Origin of the sequence: Pontiella desulfatans, from assembly GCF_900890425.1 — a bacterium.
Classification (GTDB): domain Bacteria; phylum Verrucomicrobiota; class Kiritimatiellia; order Kiritimatiellales; family Pontiellaceae; genus Pontiella; species Pontiella desulfatans.
In genome coordinates this window covers 745,597-764,344 of record NZ_CAAHFG010000002.1, presented here as the reverse complement: position 1 = coordinate 764,344, position 18,748 = coordinate 745,597, and the positions used below count along the sequence as shown (strand labels likewise).

At 57.9% G+C, this 18,748-nt stretch carries 14 protein-coding genes and 1 pseudogene; 10 read left to right on the top strand and 5 right to left on the bottom strand.

The features are described from left to right. Positions 1-81: 81 nt before the first annotated feature. Together guaB and E9954_RS18800 are read left to right on the top strand one after the other, a co-directional pair. On the top strand, positions 82-1,569 hold the full coding sequence (guaB, locus tag E9954_RS18805; protein WP_222847236.1) for an IMP dehydrogenase: 1,488 nt from the start codon (positions 82-84) through the stop codon (positions 1,567-1,569). Positions 1,570-1,633: 64 nt separating this feature from the next. Then, entirely contained in the window at positions 1,634-3,244 is a 1,611-nt protein-coding gene (locus tag E9954_RS18800) for an NAD+ synthase (RefSeq protein WP_136080826.1), read from the top strand. A 70-nt stretch (positions 3,245-3,314) separates the two neighbouring features. On the opposite strand, the gene E9954_RS18795 is transcribed toward E9954_RS18800, so the two are convergent. Further along, on the bottom strand, positions 3,315-3,782 hold the full coding sequence (locus E9954_RS18795) for a hypothetical protein (RefSeq protein WP_136080825.1): 468 nt from the start codon (positions 3,780-3,782) through the stop codon (positions 3,315-3,317). Between the two features lie 84 nt (positions 3,783-3,866). Here E9954_RS18795 and E9954_RS18790 point away from each other — a divergent pair, with 84 nt between their 5' ends. The 6 genes from E9954_RS18790 (at position 3,867) to E9954_RS18765 (ending at position 10,680) form a co-directional block, all read left to right on the top strand. Beyond that, entirely contained in the window at positions 3,867-4,526 is a 660-nt protein-coding gene (locus E9954_RS18790) for a response regulator transcription factor (protein ID WP_136080824.1), read from the top strand. 44 nt (positions 4,527-4,570) lie between these two features. After that, positions 4,571-6,010, top strand: coding sequence for a sensor histidine kinase (locus tag E9954_RS18785; RefSeq protein WP_136080823.1), 1,440 nt, complete (start codon positions 4,571-4,573; stop codon positions 6,008-6,010). A 58-nt stretch (positions 6,011-6,068) separates the two neighbouring features. After that, entirely contained in the window at positions 6,069-8,426 is a 2,358-nt protein-coding gene (locus E9954_RS18780) for an SUMF1/EgtB/PvdO family nonheme iron enzyme (RefSeq protein WP_136080822.1), read from the top strand. A 59-nt stretch (positions 8,427-8,485) separates the two neighbouring features. Further along, a complete protein-coding gene (locus E9954_RS18775) occupies positions 8,486-8,863 on the top strand; it encodes a sulfatase-like hydrolase/transferase (RefSeq protein ID WP_222847235.1) in 378 nt (125 codons plus the stop codon). A 528-nt stretch (positions 8,864-9,391) separates the two neighbouring features. Further along, a complete protein-coding gene (locus E9954_RS18770; protein WP_168442395.1) occupies positions 9,392-9,880 on the top strand; it encodes a type IV toxin-antitoxin system AbiEi family antitoxin domain-containing protein in 489 nt (162 codons plus the stop codon). Further along, a complete protein-coding gene (locus E9954_RS18765; protein ID WP_136080819.1) occupies positions 9,877-10,680 on the top strand; it encodes a nucleotidyl transferase AbiEii/AbiGii toxin family protein in 804 nt (267 codons plus the stop codon). Before E9954_RS18770 ends, E9954_RS18765 begins: the two co-directional genes overlap by 4 nt. 165 nt (positions 10,681-10,845) lie before the next feature. Here the strand turns inward: E9954_RS18765 and ycaO are convergent, their stop codons facing one another. Genes ycaO through E9954_RS18750 form a run of 3 tightly spaced genes read right to left on the bottom strand, consistent with a single transcriptional unit; the run spans position 10,846 to position 14,851 of the window. Next, entirely contained in the window at positions 10,846-12,606 is a 1,761-nt protein-coding gene (ycaO, locus tag E9954_RS18760; protein WP_136080818.1) for a 30S ribosomal protein S12 methylthiotransferase accessory factor YcaO, read from the bottom strand. Next, positions 12,606-13,739: an alanine/ornithine racemase family PLP-dependent enzyme gene (locus E9954_RS18755; RefSeq protein WP_136080817.1), complete on the bottom strand. Its 1,134-nt coding sequence runs from the start codon at positions 13,737-13,739 to the stop codon at positions 12,606-12,608. The genes ycaO and E9954_RS18755 overlap by 1 nt, the downstream gene beginning before the upstream one ends. After that, positions 13,736-14,851, bottom strand: a complete 1,116-nt coding sequence (locus tag E9954_RS18750; protein ID WP_136080816.1) for a DUF1611 domain-containing protein — start codon at positions 14,849-14,851, stop codon at positions 13,736-13,738. The genes E9954_RS18755 and E9954_RS18750 overlap by 4 nt, the downstream gene beginning before the upstream one ends. 203 nt (positions 14,852-15,054) lie before the next feature. Between E9954_RS18750 and E9954_RS18745 the strand changes: the two are divergent. Continuing rightward, positions 15,055-15,993, top strand: a pseudogene (locus E9954_RS18745) (IS1595 family transposase). A gap of 634 nt (positions 15,994-16,627) precedes the next feature. Here E9954_RS18745 and E9954_RS18735 read toward each other — a convergent pair. Continuing rightward, complete coding sequence (locus E9954_RS18735; protein WP_136080814.1) at positions 16,628-17,686, bottom strand: alpha/beta hydrolase; 1,059 nt, start codon at positions 17,684-17,686, stop codon at positions 16,628-16,630. 125 nt (positions 17,687-17,811) lie between these two features. Here E9954_RS18735 and E9954_RS18730 point away from each other — a divergent pair, with 125 nt between their 5' ends. Then, positions 17,812-18,651, top strand: coding sequence for a putative RNA methyltransferase (locus tag E9954_RS18730; protein WP_136080813.1), 840 nt, complete (start codon positions 17,812-17,814; stop codon positions 18,649-18,651). The last annotated feature ends 97 nt before the right edge of the window (positions 18,652-18,748 follow it).

The following is an 18,748-nucleotide window of genomic DNA, read 5'->3' as shown; positions in this document are numbered from 1 at the left end:
ACCAAATCCGCTTCCGCCACATCTTTGGGTTGACTCGATTCGGCAATCTGCACAAAATGCGTCGGCAAAAGGATGCAAAATATGAAGCAGAATATGTTTATCGATGAATTCATGAAAACCTTCCCGTTCGAGGGGTTGACGTTCGACGACGTCTCGCTGATTACCCAGTATGCGGACTTTCTGCCGGGCGACACGGACATCTCTTCGAAACTGACCCGGAACGTCGGGGTGAAGATTCCTTTTTTAAGTGCCGCCATGGACACCGTGACCGAAGGGCGCATGGCCATTTCGATGGCGATGATGGGCGGAATCGGGGTTATCCATAAAAATCTCGACCCCGAAGTGCAGGCGCTTCAGGTCAGCCGGGTGAAGCACCATCTCAACGGCCTGATTTCCGACCCCATCACGTTCAATGTCAACGATACGCTCGAAAGCATCGCCATCCGCCGCGAGGAAAAGGGATACAGCTTCAGCGGCTTCCCGATCCTCGACGACGACGGGAAACTGGTCGGCATCCTGACGTCCAAGGATATCCGCTTCTCCCGCTCCAAGCGCGCCCCGGTGACCGGCATCATGACTTCCGACGTCATCACGGCCCAGCCCGAAACCAACTTGCGGCAGGCCTACGACATCATGCAGCAGCACAAGATTGGCAAGTTGCCCCTTCTTGATTCGACGGGCAAATTGGTTGGCCTCTACTCCTATGCCGACGTCCGCCGGTTGATCGAAAACGAAGAGCCGCTCTTCAACCGCGATGAAAAACACCGCCTGCGCGTCGCGGCCGGCGTGGGGCCCGGCGACTACGAGCGCGCCGAGATCCTGAGCGAAAACGAAGTCGATGTGATGGTGGTCGATACGGCCCACGGCCATTCCAAGGGTGTGATCGAGATGGTCGCCTGGGTGAAAAACAAATTCCCCCACATCGATGTCATTGGCGGCAACATTGCCACCGGCGAAGCCGCCATCGCCCTGCGCGATGCCGGCGCCGACGCCGTGAAGGTCGGCATCGGCCCCGGCTCCATCTGCACCACCCGCGTGGTGGCCGGCGTGGGCATCCCGCAAATTTCCGCCATCTATGCCGCCGCCAGCGCGCTCAAGGGTGAAATCCCTGTGATTGCCGACGGCGGCATCCGCAACTCCGGCGACATTGCCAAGGCCCTCGTTGCCGGTGCCGACACCGTCATGATGGGTTCCGTGCTGGCCGGCACCGAGGAAAGCCCCGGCGAAAAAATCATTTACGAAGGCCGCCAATTTGTGATCTACCGCGGCATGGGCAGCCTCGATGCCATGAAATCGCGCGAAGGCAGCCGCCAGCGCTATGGACTCAGCAACGACGACGATCTCGTTCCACAGGGCATCGAAGGCATGGTTCCGTATTCCGGTACGGTGAGCAAGGTGATGAAGCAATACTGCGGCGGTCTCCAGGCCAGCCTCGGCTACTGCGGCACCCGCAACATACCCGACCTCAAGGCCAAGGGCAGGTTTGTGCGCGTCTCCAGCGCCGGCGCCGTGGAAGCCCACGCCCACGACATCAAGATCACCAAGGAAGCGCCGAACTATCGAAGGTAAGTGATGCGTGAATCGTGAGGCGTGATTTTGCCATGCTTCACGGCTCAATCGTCACGAATCACGCATGAAAACAGCTCTGATCCAGATGAACCCGACGGTCGGCGCGCTGCAAAGCAACGCCGACCTTGTCGTTTCCAAAGCCCATGAAGCCTTCAACGAAGGGGCACGGTTGATCGTCTTTCCCGAACTGGCGATCTCGGGCTATCCGCCGGAAGACCTGATTCTGAAAGACCATTTCTGCGGCGACTGCGAAGCGCAGCTCGAACGGCTGAAAACCGAACTGCCGCCGGAAGCAACGGTCGTGGTGGGCGCCCCCGTTTCGCGCAATGGCAAAAAATATAACGCCGCACTGGTGTTCAACGGTTCCGGGATTATTGGTGAATACCACAAGATGCTGTTGCCCAACTATGGCGTGTTCGACGAAAAGCGCCTGTTTGAAGCGGGAACCGGCCCGCTCGTCATCGACCTCGACGGGCAGAAGGCCGGCATCCACATCTGCGAGGATTCCTGGGAACCCGGAGGCGCGGCCGTTGCTTCGCTGGAAGACCAAGGCATCGACCTGCTGATCAACCTCTCCGCCTCGCCCTACCACCGCGGCAAGCTGCTCAACAACCGCATCAACGTGCTCGCGCAGACCGCGCAAAGGCTCAACACCCCCCTGCTCTACTGCAACATGGTCGGCGGGCAGGACGAGCTTGTCTTCGACGGCGCCAGCATGGTGTTCGCGCCCGACGGCTCCCGCATCGCCCGCGCAAAGCAGTTCCAGGAAGACATTCTCTATTTCTCCGAAGGGCAGACTGAAAAACCTGCTCGAAAAGAGCTTCCGTTGCCCGACCTGGAAGAGGTCTACGAAGCGCTCAAGCTCGGGCTTCGCGACTATGTGAACAAAATTGGCTTCAAACGCGTCGTCGTGGCCCTCTCCGGCGGCATCGACTCGGCTCTGGTGCTGGCCATCGCCGTTGACGCACTGGGCAAGGACCGCGTGGCTTCTGTCACGATGCCCTCGCAATATTCCTCGTCCGGCACACTCGGCGATGCCCATGAGATGGCGAAGATCCTGGATATTGAATTCCACGAAATTCCGATTAAGGGGCTCTACGACAATTTCGAAGCCGAGCTTTCCAAGGTTTGGGGCGCGGACAAGCAACCCGGCCTCGCCGAGGAAAACCTGCAAGCGCGCATCCGCGGCAACCTGATCATGGCGCTCTCCAACGAATATGGCTGGTTGGTGCTCACCACCGGCAACAAGAGCGAAATGGCCATGGGCTACTGCACCATCTATGGCGATATGGCCGGAGGCTTCGCCGTCATCAAGGATGTCCCGAAAACGCTCGTGTTCGAGCTCTGCCGCTGGCGCAACGAACAAGGCATCGTCATGCCGCCCAGCATTATCGAGCGGCCACCGTCCGCCGAGCTTCGCCCCGACCAGAAAGATTCCGATTCGCTCCCTCCCTACGAAGTGCTCGACCCGATTCTCGAAGACTATGTCGAAAACGACATGGGTATCGACGGGTTGGTTGCCAAGGGCTACGACGAAGCCCTGGTGCGCCGCGTGGTGCATGCGGTTGAACTGAGCGAATACAAGCGCCGCCAGTCCCCGCCGGGCGTGAAGATCACGCCCAAGTCGTTCGACCGCGACCGCCGCATCCCGATCGTCAACCGCTACCGAAATTAAGGCGTGGGCGTGGATTCCAATCCGCCCCATGTTCTGCAGGCCCGGGTGGAACCGGGCCCTCCAACCAAACTCACGCTACCGAAAGAATATTGCCTTCCATGCCGGCGCGGAAGGAATAGGTTTCGCCCTGCTGCTTTTTAATCAGCGCGGCACCGACCGGCGACTCGGGCGTGATGACGGTAATTTCGCGGCCATCGACGTTAACTTCCGTGCCCCCGCCGCATTCGAGCATGAAAAACAGATCCGTATAGCCATCCATTTCGGTTTCGACCAACGCGCCGACGCCGATCGGTTTGCCTGTAAAATCCGAAGGCCGGAACGAGCGAAGATCCTCAAACCCTTTCGCCAATTTCTCAAACTGCTTGGCCAAGCCACGGGCCAGATAGGATTGCTCCAGGCCACAGGTATCCCATTTGGTTTCCGCCTTGGCCTCGGCATGGGTCGCGCCCTCTGCGGCCGTCTCCTGCCCTTTCAACTGCCGCCGCAACTCCTCTTCGAGTTCCGCCAGCACCGCCTTTAAAATTTTTGTCTTATCCATAGCGCCCCAAGATACACACTCCATTACGGAACCGTAATGAAGAATTGCATGTTTTCGGCGAGCCGGAATTGCTAGCGTGCTCTCATGAAGGTGCTCGTGGTTGAAGACGAAGAAAAAATTTCCGGGTTCGTCCGCAAAGGGCTCGAAGCCCGGGGGTTCCAGGCCACGGTGGCCGACAACGGCGACGAAGGCCACGCGCTTGCGTCGACCGGGGACTACGACGTGGTGGTGCTCGACCTCATGCTGCCGGGGCGCGACGGACTGTCTGTTCTCCAGGAGCTGCGGGCACGCGGCAATACGGTTCCCGTCATTGTTCTGACCGCGCGCACGGAGGCCAACGAACGCGTACAAGGATTGGAGGCCGGTGCGGACGACTATGTGACCAAACCCTTTTTCATGGATGAGTTGATCGCGCGCATCAACGCCGTGGCGCGGCGCACCAACCTCCTGCACGCGGGCAAGCTGACCCTCAACACCTTGTCGCGCGAGGCGCACTATGGCCGCGAGGAAATCTTCTTTGCCCCGCGCGAGTTCAGCGTTCTGGAGCACCTGATGCGTGCGCCCGGAAACATCTTCACCCGCGATCAGCTGCTGGAGCAGGTTTGGGGCTATGGCTTTGATCCGCAGACCAACCTGGTCGATGTCTGCATCCGGCGCATCCGCGAAAAGATCGACCGCGAAGGCCACCGCTTCATCGAAACCATCCGCGGCGTCGGCTACCGCTTCAACAAAACTGAAACGTGATGCGTGAGACGTGAAAACCAAGGAACCACGGAATACACTAAACAATGATCCGATCGTTCAAACTTAAGATTGCCCTGTTCAGCGTGCTGCTGTCCGGTGCTTTGCTGACGGGCTTCGGGCTGTTCTTCATCCAGATGTCCTACCGGATCGGGATCGACCGCATCGATCGGGAGCTGCGCGCGCTGGTGGATGCGGACATGGGTAAATCGCAGCCGTCCAACCATTGGAACCGCTTCAACGATTCGCTCACCGGATTCTTTGGCGATGCCGCCGACAAGCAGTTTCTGCTGCGCGTCAGCGACAAAAAGAACCAGCCTCTTTTTGAATCGGCGCAATGGGAAAAAGAACTGGTTGGAGCCGTACTGCCATCCGCTCCCAAAGCCCCGCCGGCCGAAGTGCCGTCCGAAAAACAGCGCACAGGCCGGCAGCGTAAAAGCGATCGTCCCCCGCCCACCGTGCTCCCGCTCAGCGAGGCCCGGTTCATCACCATCAACAGCTGGCGCATCATGACCGTAGGCAACGCGGAAATCACTGCACAGCTTGGCATCAGCCTGGAGCCGCTGAACGCCGAGATCGCCCGCTTCCGCAACGCACTGCTGCTGGCCGTTCCGGTTGCGCTGCTGCTGATGATCGGCGGAGGCTGGTTGCTGGCCCAGCTCGCCCTGCGCCCGGTGAATGCCATCGCCCGCACCGCGCGAAAAGTGAGTGCCCTGCATCTCGACGAACGTATTCCGGCCACCCGTGCCGACCATGAATTCCGGCAACTGATCGACCTCATCAACGAAATGCTTGGACGGCTCGAAGCCAGCTTCCAGCAGGCGGTGCGCTTCAGCGCCGATGCCGCGCACGAGCTCAAGACACCGCTCACCATCCTGCAAGGCCAGCTCGAAGCCGCCCTGCAATCCGCGCCAGACGGCTCCGGCGACCAGCGCACCTACAAGGAAGCGCTGGATGAAGTGCAGCGGCTCAAGACGATCATCCGCAAACTGCTCCTGCTCGCCCAGGCCGACTCCGGCCGGCTGCCGCTAAACGCGGCCACCATCGACTTTAGCCAGATGATCGAAAACCTCGTCGAAGACATCGGCATCCTCAATCCGGAGCTCGAAGTGGCGGCGGACGTTCAACCCAACGTAAACATTGAAGCGGACGAGGAATTGATTGAACAGGTGATCCAGAACCTGGCCAGCAACGCCGTCAAGTTCAGCGAGGGCGAATCGCCGATCACGTTGTCGTTGACTGCCGGCGAGCAGGTTGAGTTCACCATTTCCAATCGCGGCCAAGGGATTCCCGAAGAAGACAACGATCGGATTTTTGAACGCTTCTACCGCACCGACAAGGCCCACAGCCGCAAGACCGACGGCACCGGCCTCGGCCTCAGCCTCGCCCGCGAAATCGCCCACGCCCACGGCGGAACGCTGGAGCTGTTGAACCCCGCCGGGAGGGAAACGACTTTTAGCCTTAAATTACCGAACCGTAATCAATAAGCCGTCGGCTTTTTGGTGCGCCAACGTTATCTTGTTGAACCAATTGATAAGGAGCAGCATGAAAACACTTATACCGACCCTACTGATTGCATCCGGTGCACTGGCCGCGCCCGAAACCAGGTTGATTCCCGGCGGCTCGTTCGACATGGGCGACCACCACGATCTTGGCGGGCGCGAACACCGCAACGACGAGCTGCCGATACGGACGGTCACGCTCAAGCCCTTTTTCATGGGCACGTATGAACTGACCAATGCGGAGTACGTCGAGTTTCTCAACAGCGCCCCGGTGCAGGTTAAGGACGGCTTCGTCTATGCGATCGGCACCCTGCTGTGCGACACGCGTGGAGGTTGCGAATACAGCCGCTTCGGTTACGACGGCAAAAGGTTCGGCGTGCTCTACGGGAAGGAAAAGCATCCCGCAACGGGCATCCGCTGGGAGGGCGCGGCGGCCTATTGCAACTGGCTGAGCCTCCAGGAAAAACTGGAGCCCTGCTATTCCAAGAACTGGAACCATGATTTCACGAAAAACGGTTACCGCCTACCGACCGAGGAGGAGTGGGAATTCGCCGGCCGAGGGGGATTGTACAGCCCCTATCGCATCTTTCCGTGGGGCGACGACGATAATCCCGCCCGCGCCAACTGGCCCAAGTCCGGCGATCCCTTTGAAAAGGGCGACCTTCCCCACACCACCCCGGTCGGCTACTACGATGGATCGAAGCACGACGGCTATCAAACCCTCGACGGTTCCAACGGCTACGGGCTCCACGACATGGCCGGCAACGTTTGGGAATGGTGCAACGACCTCTACTCGCAAAGCTCCGCCGATCCGGACACCGCGAAGCCCATGCCCGATGGCAAGGACTACCACGTCCTGCGCAGCGGCAACTGGTTCAACGGCGAATGGGGCCACTCGCGCGTCTCCAACCGCAACCCCGGCTATTTCCGCGGCCCGCAGGATCCGAACCACCCCTACTACCACATTGGCCTGCGGATCGCCCGCAACGCCGCCGACGTTCCGTTGATCGCGGGGGAGCTGAACATCCTGGGCGACGGTTTCCAGTTCACGGAAGGCCCCGCTTCCGATGGCAACGGCAACCTCTTCTTTACGGACATTCGCGCCAACCGGATCTACCGCATGGACGCGGCCGGCAAGATCGAGGTGTTCAGGGAAAACTCGGGCGGAGCCAACGGATTGTTCTTTGATGCCGACGGCAACCTGCTCGCCTGCGAAGGGGCAAACGGCAGTGTGACGCTGAATGGGGAAACGGTGCTGGCAGAAGGATTCAACAAACCCAACGACCTATGGATCGACCCCAAGGGCGGCGTCTATTTTTCCGACCCCATCTATGGCCGCACCCCAAAGAGAAAGGACGGCGAACACGTCTACTACATCCTGCCCGACCGCTCGAAGGTTATCCGCGTCGTTGCCGACTTCACCCGCCCCAACGGCATCATCGGCACCCCCGATGGCAAGACCCTCTATGTCGCCGACCATGGCGGTGGAAAGATTTGGAAATATGCCATCAACCCCGATGGCACGCTGGCCGGAAAAACCTTTTTCGCCGGCGCCGCCAGCGATGGCATGACGATCGATGCCGCCGGCAATATCTACGCCACACAGGAATCGGTTCTAATTTTCAATCCCAACGGCAAACCCATCGGCGAGATCAAAACCCCGGCCCGCCCCACCAACGTCACCTTCGGCGGCAAAGGCAACCGCACCCTGTTCATCACCGCCCGCACCCACCTTTGCGCCGTCGAAATGAATGCTTCGGGAGCAGGAGTCAGGAGTCTGGAGTCCGAAGGCAGGCGACAGAAAACAGAAGCGAAGCGCCCGCAGGAGCGCCCCGAAAAACCGTGGCTGCTCGAACACGCCGATGAGTTGGATGTGGATGGCGACGGTGCCGTGGCGCGCAAGGAAATGCTCGATGAAGCGGAAAAGGCCTTCAAGCTTTACGACAAAAACAAGGACGGGGAGCTGGCCGAGGCGGAACTAAAAAGAAAAGGCATGGCCAAGTCGGCCATGGGGGGATTCATCAAACTGCATGCCGAAGAGCTCGACAGCAATGGCGATGGCACCATCACCGAAATGGAAATGATGGGGGAAACCGCCAAGTTGTTCGACAAGTCCGACAAAAACAAAGATGGCAAAGTCGACTCACAGGACGAATCACGCCTCGCGCCTCAATCGTCACGCCCTCAACAAGGCGGAGGGAACCGCTTTGCCGAAATGGACGCCAACAAAGACGGCACCGTTTCATTCGATGAATTTGTCGAGCTGGAGAAAAAGAAAAAAGGCTCGGTGGACGCGTCCCGCGCAAAGCAAAAGTTTGGGCAAATCGACAAGGATGGAAGTGGAACGCTTTCGCAACAGGAAGTGGATGCGGCGCCCAAAGGCAAGGGAGGCCGAAAATAAAGGCCCTCCTGATTCTTGCGCTGTTGTGTCCCACTCGCATTTTCGCGGAGCAACCGAACGTGGTCTTCATCCTTTCCGACGACCAGGACTGGACGGAAACCTCGGTGCAGATGCATCCGGAACTGCCGAATTCGAAAAGCGCCTTCATCGAAACGCCCAACCTTGAAAAGCTGGCCGCCCAAGGCATGGTCTTTTCCGCGGCCTATGCGCCCGCGCCCGTCTGCTCGCCGACCCGCATCAGCCTGCAGACCGGCAAGAGTCCGGCGGCACTGCGCTGGACCAAGGCCTCAAGCCCCGTGACGGCGGCGGACAACTTTCCGCTGATCCCGCCCTCCATCATCAAGAACCTTCCGGCGGGCGAAACCACCATCGCCGAAATGCTCAAAACCGTGGGCTACGGCAAGAGTCGGGAAAAAGGAAAACGAAAGAAGCAGTAAAGCCTGCACGACGCGCTAGAGCATTGAACAATTGAGATGCCGTAATGGTCGAGGTGAGGCAGTGGCCTCGCTTCGCGTCACCTCGACAGAACCCGCTCGAACGGAAGACCGGGTGGAACCGGTCCGCCATCGGGTTGCGGCATTTCATTTGTGAAATGCTCTAATGGCACTAACTCAAGGATGTTTCCCATTGGAATGGCCAAACGACGGGGCAGGCCAGCGGCCTGCGGTACGTTTTCCGTATCGCCCGGTTCTCTGTCGCAAGCTCCTGGATGGCTTCACACCCAAAGCACTCGAAAAACCTGCTACGGTAGCCGCCCCAATCCGCCCCGTTTTTTCATTTACATTGATGTATGTTTTCATACATTAACGGATATGAGATTTGATGATCTACTTTTCATGGTTGGAGACCAAAGCTGCTTTGATTTTGCAATGGTGGCCCAGCTTTCGGGAGAAAGCAGGGAAACCCTACGCTCGCGGTTGTACCAATGGCGCAAGGCAGGGCGACTGATTCCCCTGAGACGTGGAATGTATGCCATTGCCGAACCCTACCGGCGGATTGCGATTGATCCCGCCGTGCTTTCCAATCGGCTCTATACGCCGTCCTACCTCAGCCTGCAATGGGCTCTCTCCTTCTACGGCTTGATTCCTGAAAAAACCGCCACCTACACCGCCATCGCCACGCGTGTTCCGCGCACGTTCAACAACGCCTTCGGCACCTTTGCCTATTTCAATATCAAACAACCCGCCTTCTTTGGCTATGAATCGGTCAAACTGGGCAACGAACAGATTCTGTTGGCATCCCCGGAAAAAGCGTTGCTGGATCTATGGCACCTGAACCGGGGCACATGGAGCATGGATCGCATGCGGGAGATGCGCTTTCAAAACTTTGAGGCCGTCGAACCGGAGCGGTTGGCCGAATATGCCAACCGCTTCAACTCCCCGCGCCTTTTGCGGACGGTTGAACTCTGGAATGAACTCGCCCGGACTGAACAGGAAGGAACAGTGGAACTATGAAGGAGCAAGCCATCGCGATCGCCGCATCGGCCACCAGTCCAGCCGAAAAGCTGAATGTGTTGCGGGAATATCTCCAGGCCTTCGCATTGCGTTCCCTGCATGAAAGCGAAGCCTTCCTGTCACTCTCCTTCGTTGGCGGAACCGCGTTGCGGTTCGCCTTCAACCTTCCCCGCTTTTCGGAAGACCTCGATTTTTCCCTCGAAAACCCCGAAGCCTATCTTCCGCTGAAATGGATGAAGAAGCTCAAGAACGACATGATGCTCGCGGGCTTCGATGTTTCCATCAACTGGAACGACCGCAAGACCGTCCACGCGGCATGGATCAAGGTTGGCGGCATCCTGAAGGAGACCGGACTGGTGGCCATGGCCGACCAGAAGCTGTCAATCAAGCTGAAGATCGACACCCGCCCCCCCGCCGGAGCCGAATGCACAAAAACCATCATCAACCGGCATCTGGTCTTTGCGCTCCAATACCACAGCCTGCCTTCGCTCATGGCCGGGAAAACCCATGCACTGCTCACACGCAAATACCAAAAAGGCCGCGACTGGTATGACCTGCTCTGGTATCTCGGAAAGCGCCCACCACTGGAACCCAACATGGTGCTGCTGCAAAACGCCCTCGACCAAACCCAGGGAGCGGGCACCTTCAATGCCCTAGACTGGCGCTCCCTGCTGGAGGCCAAAGTGAGGGAGCTTGATTATTTGAAAATCTCCGCCGATGTGCACCCCTTCCTCGAACGACCGAAGGAAGCCGAACTCATGACCGCCGAACATTATCTTTCGCTTCTCTCCCGCCCCTGACACAGCTTCCCCGGGGTGAACGCAACGACCTCTCAAAACAGTTGCCCGAAAAAACCGCCGAGTTGAAGGAGCGGCGTGAAAAGTATCTCGCGGAAATCGGTGCCCAGCTCCCCCGCCCCAATCCCGACCACGATCCCGCCAAATCTTCTACTGAACAGAGAGGAACTAAAGAGAGACTGCCTTGAGCGGATGAAGGCGACGGTACATGCTGATCAGCGTTTGATGACTAGCAGAGATGTTTTCCCAGTGCCCGGAAAAGGTCAGGCCGTGAAAGGTTTGTTTTCCCGCAACGATTTCTTTGGCATCAGCCAGGGTCTTCTTTTCAAAAAAGAGGCTGAGCGATGCGTCGTACCGGTCGGTTCCTTCTTCCGACAATCCAAAGTCGATCAACTCATGAATGGCGCGGTACAGTTTTTTCCGGGCAGGCGGACTAAACTCAAAGTGCTGAAGCCAGCCGCACCACTGCGCGGCTTCTTCGAGATTCCCGGTTGCGAGCGCGAGCATGCCTTTGAGTTCGCCGATACGCAACGTGTGCCACACCGTGCCTTCTTCGAAGAGGACGCCGATGGTGTCGGAGACGGGTTGCAGATCACTCAGTCCGAGTTCGCTTAGATGGTTCGCGAAGACGTTTAATTCGTCGACGGACATTTGATTCAGCTTGAGCAGCTGCGGTCGCAGGGAGGCCCCGGCATTTTTATTGCTCCAGATCAGATCGTCGGGCGTATAGATATCCGACATGCCGGGAATAATGATGCGGCAGGTGTAGATGCCGCAATGCAGATATTCCGCGCAATAGGCTTTATGCCCTGATTTGCTGACGATAGCTTTTAAATGGTCGTATTCCTCGGCGGTGCTGCCCTCAAAATTCCAGTCGTTGAATTCGAAGTCGGGTTGGTCGCCGAACATTTTCCAGGATAGAAGTCCATCGGAGTCGATGAAGTGACTTTCCAGGTTCAGCTCGTCGGCAACGATCTCGAGGTCGTGCGATGGCCGGTTGAAAATATCGAGCTGGTCGAGACTTCTTCCCTGCAGGAGTTCGGTGACGGTGCGTTCGAGCGCGACCTCAAAGCGGCAACTTGCTCCGAAAGAGGCATAGCATCCGCCGTTTTCAGGATTTATGAGCAAAACGCAGATGACCGGGAATTGACCGCCCATGGACGCGTCTTTAACCAGAACAGGGAAGCCGTGTGCCTTGAGCTCTTCGATGTCTTTTTGTATGCGGGGATAACGGTCGAGTATGTTTTGCGGCACGGTGGGCAGGCATAGTCCCATGGCGATCACATTGTTTTTCACGTACCGCTCCAGAATTTCGGCCAGCGCCTGTGCGCGGCATTCGGTGGGCGTGTTGCCGGCGGCCATGCCGTTGCTCACATAGAGATTGGTGAGAATGCTGACGGGGAAATAGACGGTTTCTTCGGTGCCGATGTGCTCAAAGGGCAAGGCGGCAATTCCGCGGGCAGGATCGTCGGTATTATTATCGAGCAGCTGGGCGGGAGTCAGTTCATCCGCAGAATTGTAGAACAAACGGAGGGTGGCGTTGAGCAGCTCGGTTCCATCGGGATGATGGGTCGGGATGGTTGACGGAGCTTCTATGGGAAACCATTTTTCGGTCGGGTAGAACACGAAGTCCTTTTCGGCGGCATCGTCCCCGAGGTAATAATCGAAGAAGAAAAGGTTCGTAGAAAGGCGTTCAAAAAATTCAAGGACTGCGCTGGCCTCGCTGGCTAATTCGGAGCTTCCTTTCCCATTGGTGTAGACCTGCGGGCACTCGGACGAACGCAGGTGCACCGACCAGCAGTTTTGTACTGGATGCTTGCTAGAAACCAGATCGACGGGAAAACCGTGTTGGTCCAGCAACGCCCTCGCTTTTTCAAGGGTATCTTCTAACGCGGCGTCTTTGCCGGGGATATGTGTTTTGGTGGGCATTATTTCTCCTGAAGGCTGGAAACGAGGCGGGGCTTTTTCGTGAGAGTAGGCGGGGACTGCAGGATGGGCGTACGGTTTACCCAAAGCTTGGAAACAAAAGGCGAGGTCATGGCCCGGAGCAGTGCACTGTAGTTTAACCGAAACGCAATCTCGGAGCCTACGGGATAAGCATAGCGGCCGGTTTTGACCACCAGATGGTCGCTGCTGGCTTCAAGAATTTCAACATCCTGCGGGGGTTCAAGCCCCAACGGATCGATATCCTGCCGGCCGATGGCAAGGATGGCCTGCTGGATGTGGCCATGTGTTTTGGGAGTTGAAGGCGCACCGAAGGCGTTTTGCGCGATGGTTCCCCAGGGTTGCGACGGCTTTACCTTTGATTCAATCACCTCAGCCACGAGGGTAATGGCATCGGTATGCAGGCCGCTGATCGGTTGCCGCTGGAGCGGATCGCATCCGAGAAGAATGGATTCTCCCAGACGCAGGTTATTAATACGTCCGGTGTTCGCTCCGCTGAGCGCCCAGGCCAGATTGGCTGAGTTGCCTCCCGAAATAATTTCCAATGGGAATCCGAAGGTGGATTCGATTGAGTCCGCGAGAGCGGAGAGTTCGCGCATATTCACCGCATCGGGCGATACGCCGCTGCGACAGGCCAGATTGGTTCCAATGCCCTTGAGCGCAATATTCGGCAAGCGAAGAATCTCACGCACCATGCCGTGGAGATCCTTCGGCAAAATGCCTTCGCGCAGATCGCCCAGTTCAACCATCAGCACAATTCCATGCATCCGCTTGGCTATTTGCGCTGCGGCCGAAAGCATGCGGATGACCTCGAGTTCCGTATTAAAACTCAGTTCGGCATATTTCACGACCCGCGCCGCCTGACTGATCATCGGGGAGCGAATCATGGCCATGGGACCAGGTACGCCGCGATGGCGCATCTTGACAATATTTTCAATGCGGGCGTCACCCAGGGTCTTCACACCAGCCTGACGCAACGCATTTGCAATCTCAGGGGCTCCGAGTGTGGCTTTCATCACGGCTGTAACCGAAATACCTTGAAGAGCCAATCGTTTGACTAAGGTGCGGGCGTTAACTTTAATTTTTTCGAGGTCGATCTCTAATCGCGGCGCAATCATATAGTGCAGGCACTCAGCTTTTCCACAAGAACAGGAAAAGCCTCTACAACCATATCGACTAGCCGGTCGGGTGAACGGGTCAGCGCATCGGTGGCGGGGATGCCGAGTTCTTTCTCATAGGCCTTGATTGCCGCGCTGACTTCATCGTCCGTCATATTCTCGTGGTTGATCGTCAGGCCGATGACTTTCGTACGGCCAAAGGTTTCAATCAGATTGATTTCGGAAGTCGCGGTGGGCATCGGCGTGTCGGGAAAGTCGCCGAGATGGGTCCGGGCCGGCGCGTGCTGCACCACTACTCCATTTGCCATGCTGCCGCGGAGAATGTAGGCCGAAGTCAGATAGGCCGGGTGGCTGAGCGCCCCCTGCCCTTCAATGATAACGACATCAGGCTGCTCACTTTCGAAAGCTTCAACGATGGTAGACTCCAGTTCGCCGGAGCAAAACTGGCAAGGGATGGCATCAACTGCCACGCCGTACCGAGCACCTTGAATCAGCCCCGTCTGGCCGGTTCCCACCAATACCGTCTTGATGCCGCGCTCATTCAGGGCACGGACGAGAATGGTTGCCGTTGTACGCTTCCCGATGGCACCGTCGGTGCCGAGAACGGCAATGCGCGGACAGGTGACCTTGGAAATCCTGCCGCTAAACATCCGCAGGTCTTTCTTTGCACGGGGCCGTCGAATGTCAATAATCTTAACGTTTCCCGCCTTAGCCGCCATCGCAAACTCAGGGTCGTCGTTTAAAAATTCATGCAGGCCGTTCACGATATTCATCCCCAGTCCCAGGGCTTCCAGCACGATGCTTCGTTCGACGGGCGACAGCATGCCGCTGGAGGGCGCCATACCGAAAATGAAATAGTCCGGCACGCCTTCGGCAAGCTCAAGGGATGCAGAAAGACTGCGGCAGATCGGAATGCCGTTTTCTTTTTCATCCAGCAATGTGCCCGAATCGTGTCCCGCTTTGGTGCTGTCAATGACCGAGAGTATTTTATATTTTTCGGAATAGCGAACCAGACCGTTGGCGGTTTTGCCGTCCATGCGGCCAAAGTTGGCTTCGCAATAGACCACCGCGGTTGGGTGCTGGGAAATAATAGATAGATCTGGAATAGACATGCGTCCTCTTGGGTGTGTTCAGAGGAGGCGACGGAATCGTGCCTGCCAGAAGCGGCAGAAGGTCAGCGAGAAGTCCCCACTAAATGTGGATGAAGGACGCAACCTACTATGGCCCTCCCGGAATAGATAGGAGAATCGCTTATTCATTAATAGGGGTATTCACTTCGATGGACTAGACCCACATGTTGTGGTACACACGTTTCATGGAAGCGTATCCAAAGGATCTGGAAGAATTGGAACTGAACTTTTCAAGTGAAGAAGCATGTCGCGACTATCTTGCATCATTGCGATGGCCGAACGGCTTCCTTTGCCCGGCCTGTGGCCATGGGGAGTCGTGGCGACTGTCAGACGGCCTTTTCAAGTGCAAGACGTGCAGTCGTTAAACATCTGTAACCTCGGGTACGATCTTTGAGGGCACCCGCAAACCGCTGGCGTCCTGGTTCAGGGCGATCTGGTGGGTGACAAGCCAGAAGAACGGAGCCAGCGCCTTGGGACTGATGCGCGTTCTCGGCCTCGGAAGCTACAAGACCGCATGGACGTGGCTGCACAAGCTCCGCCGGGCGATGGTACGTCCGGGACGGGAAAGACTGGCCGGAACCGTGCAGGTGGATGAAACCTTCATAGGCGGCACAAGGCCCGGGAAACGGGGGCGCGGAGCCGAAGGCAAGACCCTTGTGCTGATCGTGGCGCAGGAGAATGGTAAGGCCGTCGGTCGCATTCGCCTTGTAAAAATACCCGATGCCTCATCCAAAAGCCTTGAAGGGGCCATCCGAGAAACGGTTGATCCGGGTACGCAGGTGAAGACGGACGGGTGGAAGGGGTACAATGGTTTGGGAGCTTTGGGCTACGACCATAAAGTCGTTCGGAAATCCGAGGATGTTGGCGCGAACCTGCTCCCCCTTTGCCATCGAGTCGCCAGTTTGCTTAAGCGGTGGCTTGGCGGAACACATCAGGGCGCAGTAAGTCACGAGCATTTGGCATACTATCTCGACGAATACACGTTCCGCTTCAACCGGCGCACTTCCCGCTCGCGGGGAATGCTGCTTTACCGTCTGCTACAAAATGCAGTCGCTATGGAACCCGTTCGGTTCAAGGAAATATCCCTGTCGGTCAGGGGAAGAAACCACAAGATACAGACTTAGTCCAGCGAAGTGAATACCCCTATTCATTAATTATCAAAAAGATAGATAAAACGGAGAGCTCCTGGAAAAGCATCCATCCGACGTTGGCACCTAAACTGCCCACCCCAACCCCAACTACGATCCCGCGAAACCCTCTCCCGAAAAGAAAGGCAAAAAGGGCGAAGAGAAAAAGGGAGGTCAGCGCAAGAGGTAGGAATCGTTCGCCGAACCATCCACACAGCCGCAAAGAACGCAAGCCATGCAACCGACCGCTCCTCCGTTCGGTGCCCTCGGAGAGCACTCCCTACCTTTTTCAACCATCGCACGATGTAGCATCGCTTCACCTCGCGAAGCGGGGAAAACGTTCCGTCAGATCCCTATAGGTTTTTCTTGCCGATGAAACACCGGATCCCGCCGGTCTCACTGCCGACATAGAGACGTCCATCGACTATGACAGGTGTGCTCATTGTGTAGTCATTGTTCCCTGGATGGGCGCGATCGTTAATATACTCCTTCTGGATCAGCAAACCTTTTCGCCTGGCATCTAGCACAACGAGATATCCTCCATTGGTCACCGTATAGACGTAGTTGCCTGTGAATGCGGAACCAGCAAGAATGGCCTGCCCGGGCACGGGAGTCCTGTACCCGCCCCTGCCTACTGCCCCTTTTCCATTGGAGCAGCGGCAAGATGCTGGAGGGTGAAGCGAACCATATGGTCGTACGGGCCGGATGGGGAGTCGTAGTCGGCATCGGTTGTGCGGACGCAGTCGATGCCGGTTTTTTTCATGGCGGTTTCCAGATAGGTGCCAAAGTTCGGGTGGTGGATGTTGCCGTCGGTGCGGGTTCGTTCCGCATGGAAGATGAAGACCGGCGGGTCGTCCGCCGTGAGATGGTTGATGGGAGAGGCATCCTTGATGAGCGCATCGAGCTTGGCATCGATTTTTGCGGTTTCCCAGTTCCAGTCGTCGGGCAGGCCGTAGAACGGTTTCAACGCGCTGTCGTCGAACGCATTGCCGGGGATGATTTGCCGGATGACGCGCGGGTCGTAGGTGGACTGCATGCTGAGCGCCAGCGCGCAGCTGACCCGGGTGGACCGGTGCTCCACCGGATCGTCGCTTTCCGGGTTGGCCAGGTCGTCGTGGAAGGCCAGCCACTGGGAAATGCCGGAACCGGCGGAGCCGCCGCCGACCGCGATCCGCGCCGGATCAAGATTCCATTCCGCCGCCTTGGAGCGCAGGAATTGAATCGCTCGGGCGCTGTCGTGCATCTGCGCCGGATAGGGCGCGATGCCGGAGAGGCGGTAGTTGATGGAGGCGACGGAAACCCCCGCATTCAGGAGCGGCTCCAGCAGCCGGGCATTTGCGGGTGCCTTATCGCCGCCCCGGAATCCGCCCCCGTGGATCCAAACGAACAGCGCAACCGGCTCGGTGGACTCGGCTTTCCAAAAATCGAGTTTCATCGAGGGATGGTCGCCGTAGGACACATCGGCATGGGTTGGGGCCATCTTGCGGGTACGCGGTTGCCGGGCATTGCGCTCGCGTGCCTTCAGCGCCTCTTCCAGCGTCAGGATGCCATCGCGGTTGAGGTCGAGCTGGGGACGCTCCTTGAGCAGCTCGGCCAGCTTCGGCGTATTTTCAGAGCTACGTCCCGGATGCTGGGCAAAGACGGCGGTTGTTGCCAGCGCCAGTACGGCCAGCATGCAGGTTGTTTTCATGGATCGACTCCCGGGTTTTCCCAATAGACGTTCGCCAACTCCTTTTTCGTGCAACCGGATAGGCTTTTTCAACTATCGAATGATTTATGCTGATTCCCGGGAGTGCGGGGATATAATCGCGCGCCATGAGTCCCCCGCTTCCATCTCCGCTGCTCTGCCCGGTTTGCTCCGCTCCGCTGGTGGCGGCTGAAAAAACCTACGGCTGCGCCAACGGGCATCCCTTCAACATTGCGAAGGAGGGCTACATCAACCTGCTATTGAGCCATCAGCGCAAATCCAAGAATCCCGGGGACGACGCCGACATGGTGATGGCGCGCCGCCGCTTCTTCGATTCCGGCGCTTTTGCCCCGCTGTCGAATCTGCTTTGCGGTTTGGCCATTTTCAACCGCCCGGAGGCACTCTCGGTCTTGGACTGCGGTTGCGGCGAGGGGCATTTGCTTGGCGCTTTGAGCGAAGCACACGACGGGTTCTTTCTGGGTGCCGACATTTCCAAGAAGGCCGTCCAGGTTGCATCCAGGCGGCACAAGCAAGCCACCTGGATCGTGGCCAACGGCATGCGGGAACTGCCCATTGCCGATGCCTCCATGGATGTGGTTATCAGCATCTTGGCACCGCGAAACATGGCCGAATTCAACCGCATCCTAAAACCGGACGGCACCCTGTTGATCGGCGTGCCGGGCCCCAATCACCTGGCCGAACTTCGGCAACAGCTGCAGTTCAGCTCCGGCGACTTCAAGGAAAAGGCCGATGAAGCCGCCGCCAAGTGCGCCCCGTACTTCATCGAAACCCAGCGGGAGCAACTGGCCTACGGGACTGTGCTCAGCCGGGAGCAGATTGCCGACCTGATCCAAATGACCCCCATCTTCTGGCGGTCCGGCCCCGAAGCCAAAGCCGCAGTGATGCAGCTCGACGAGCTGGCCATCACCATCAGCGTCACACTGCTGGCCATGAACCGCCCTGGGTAGGGACGGCTGTCCCAGCCGTCCGCACATACGCACGGCACACCTGCCAAGCTTTGGAACGTCGCGCTCGGCGAGCACGCTCCAGCTCCATTTCATTACC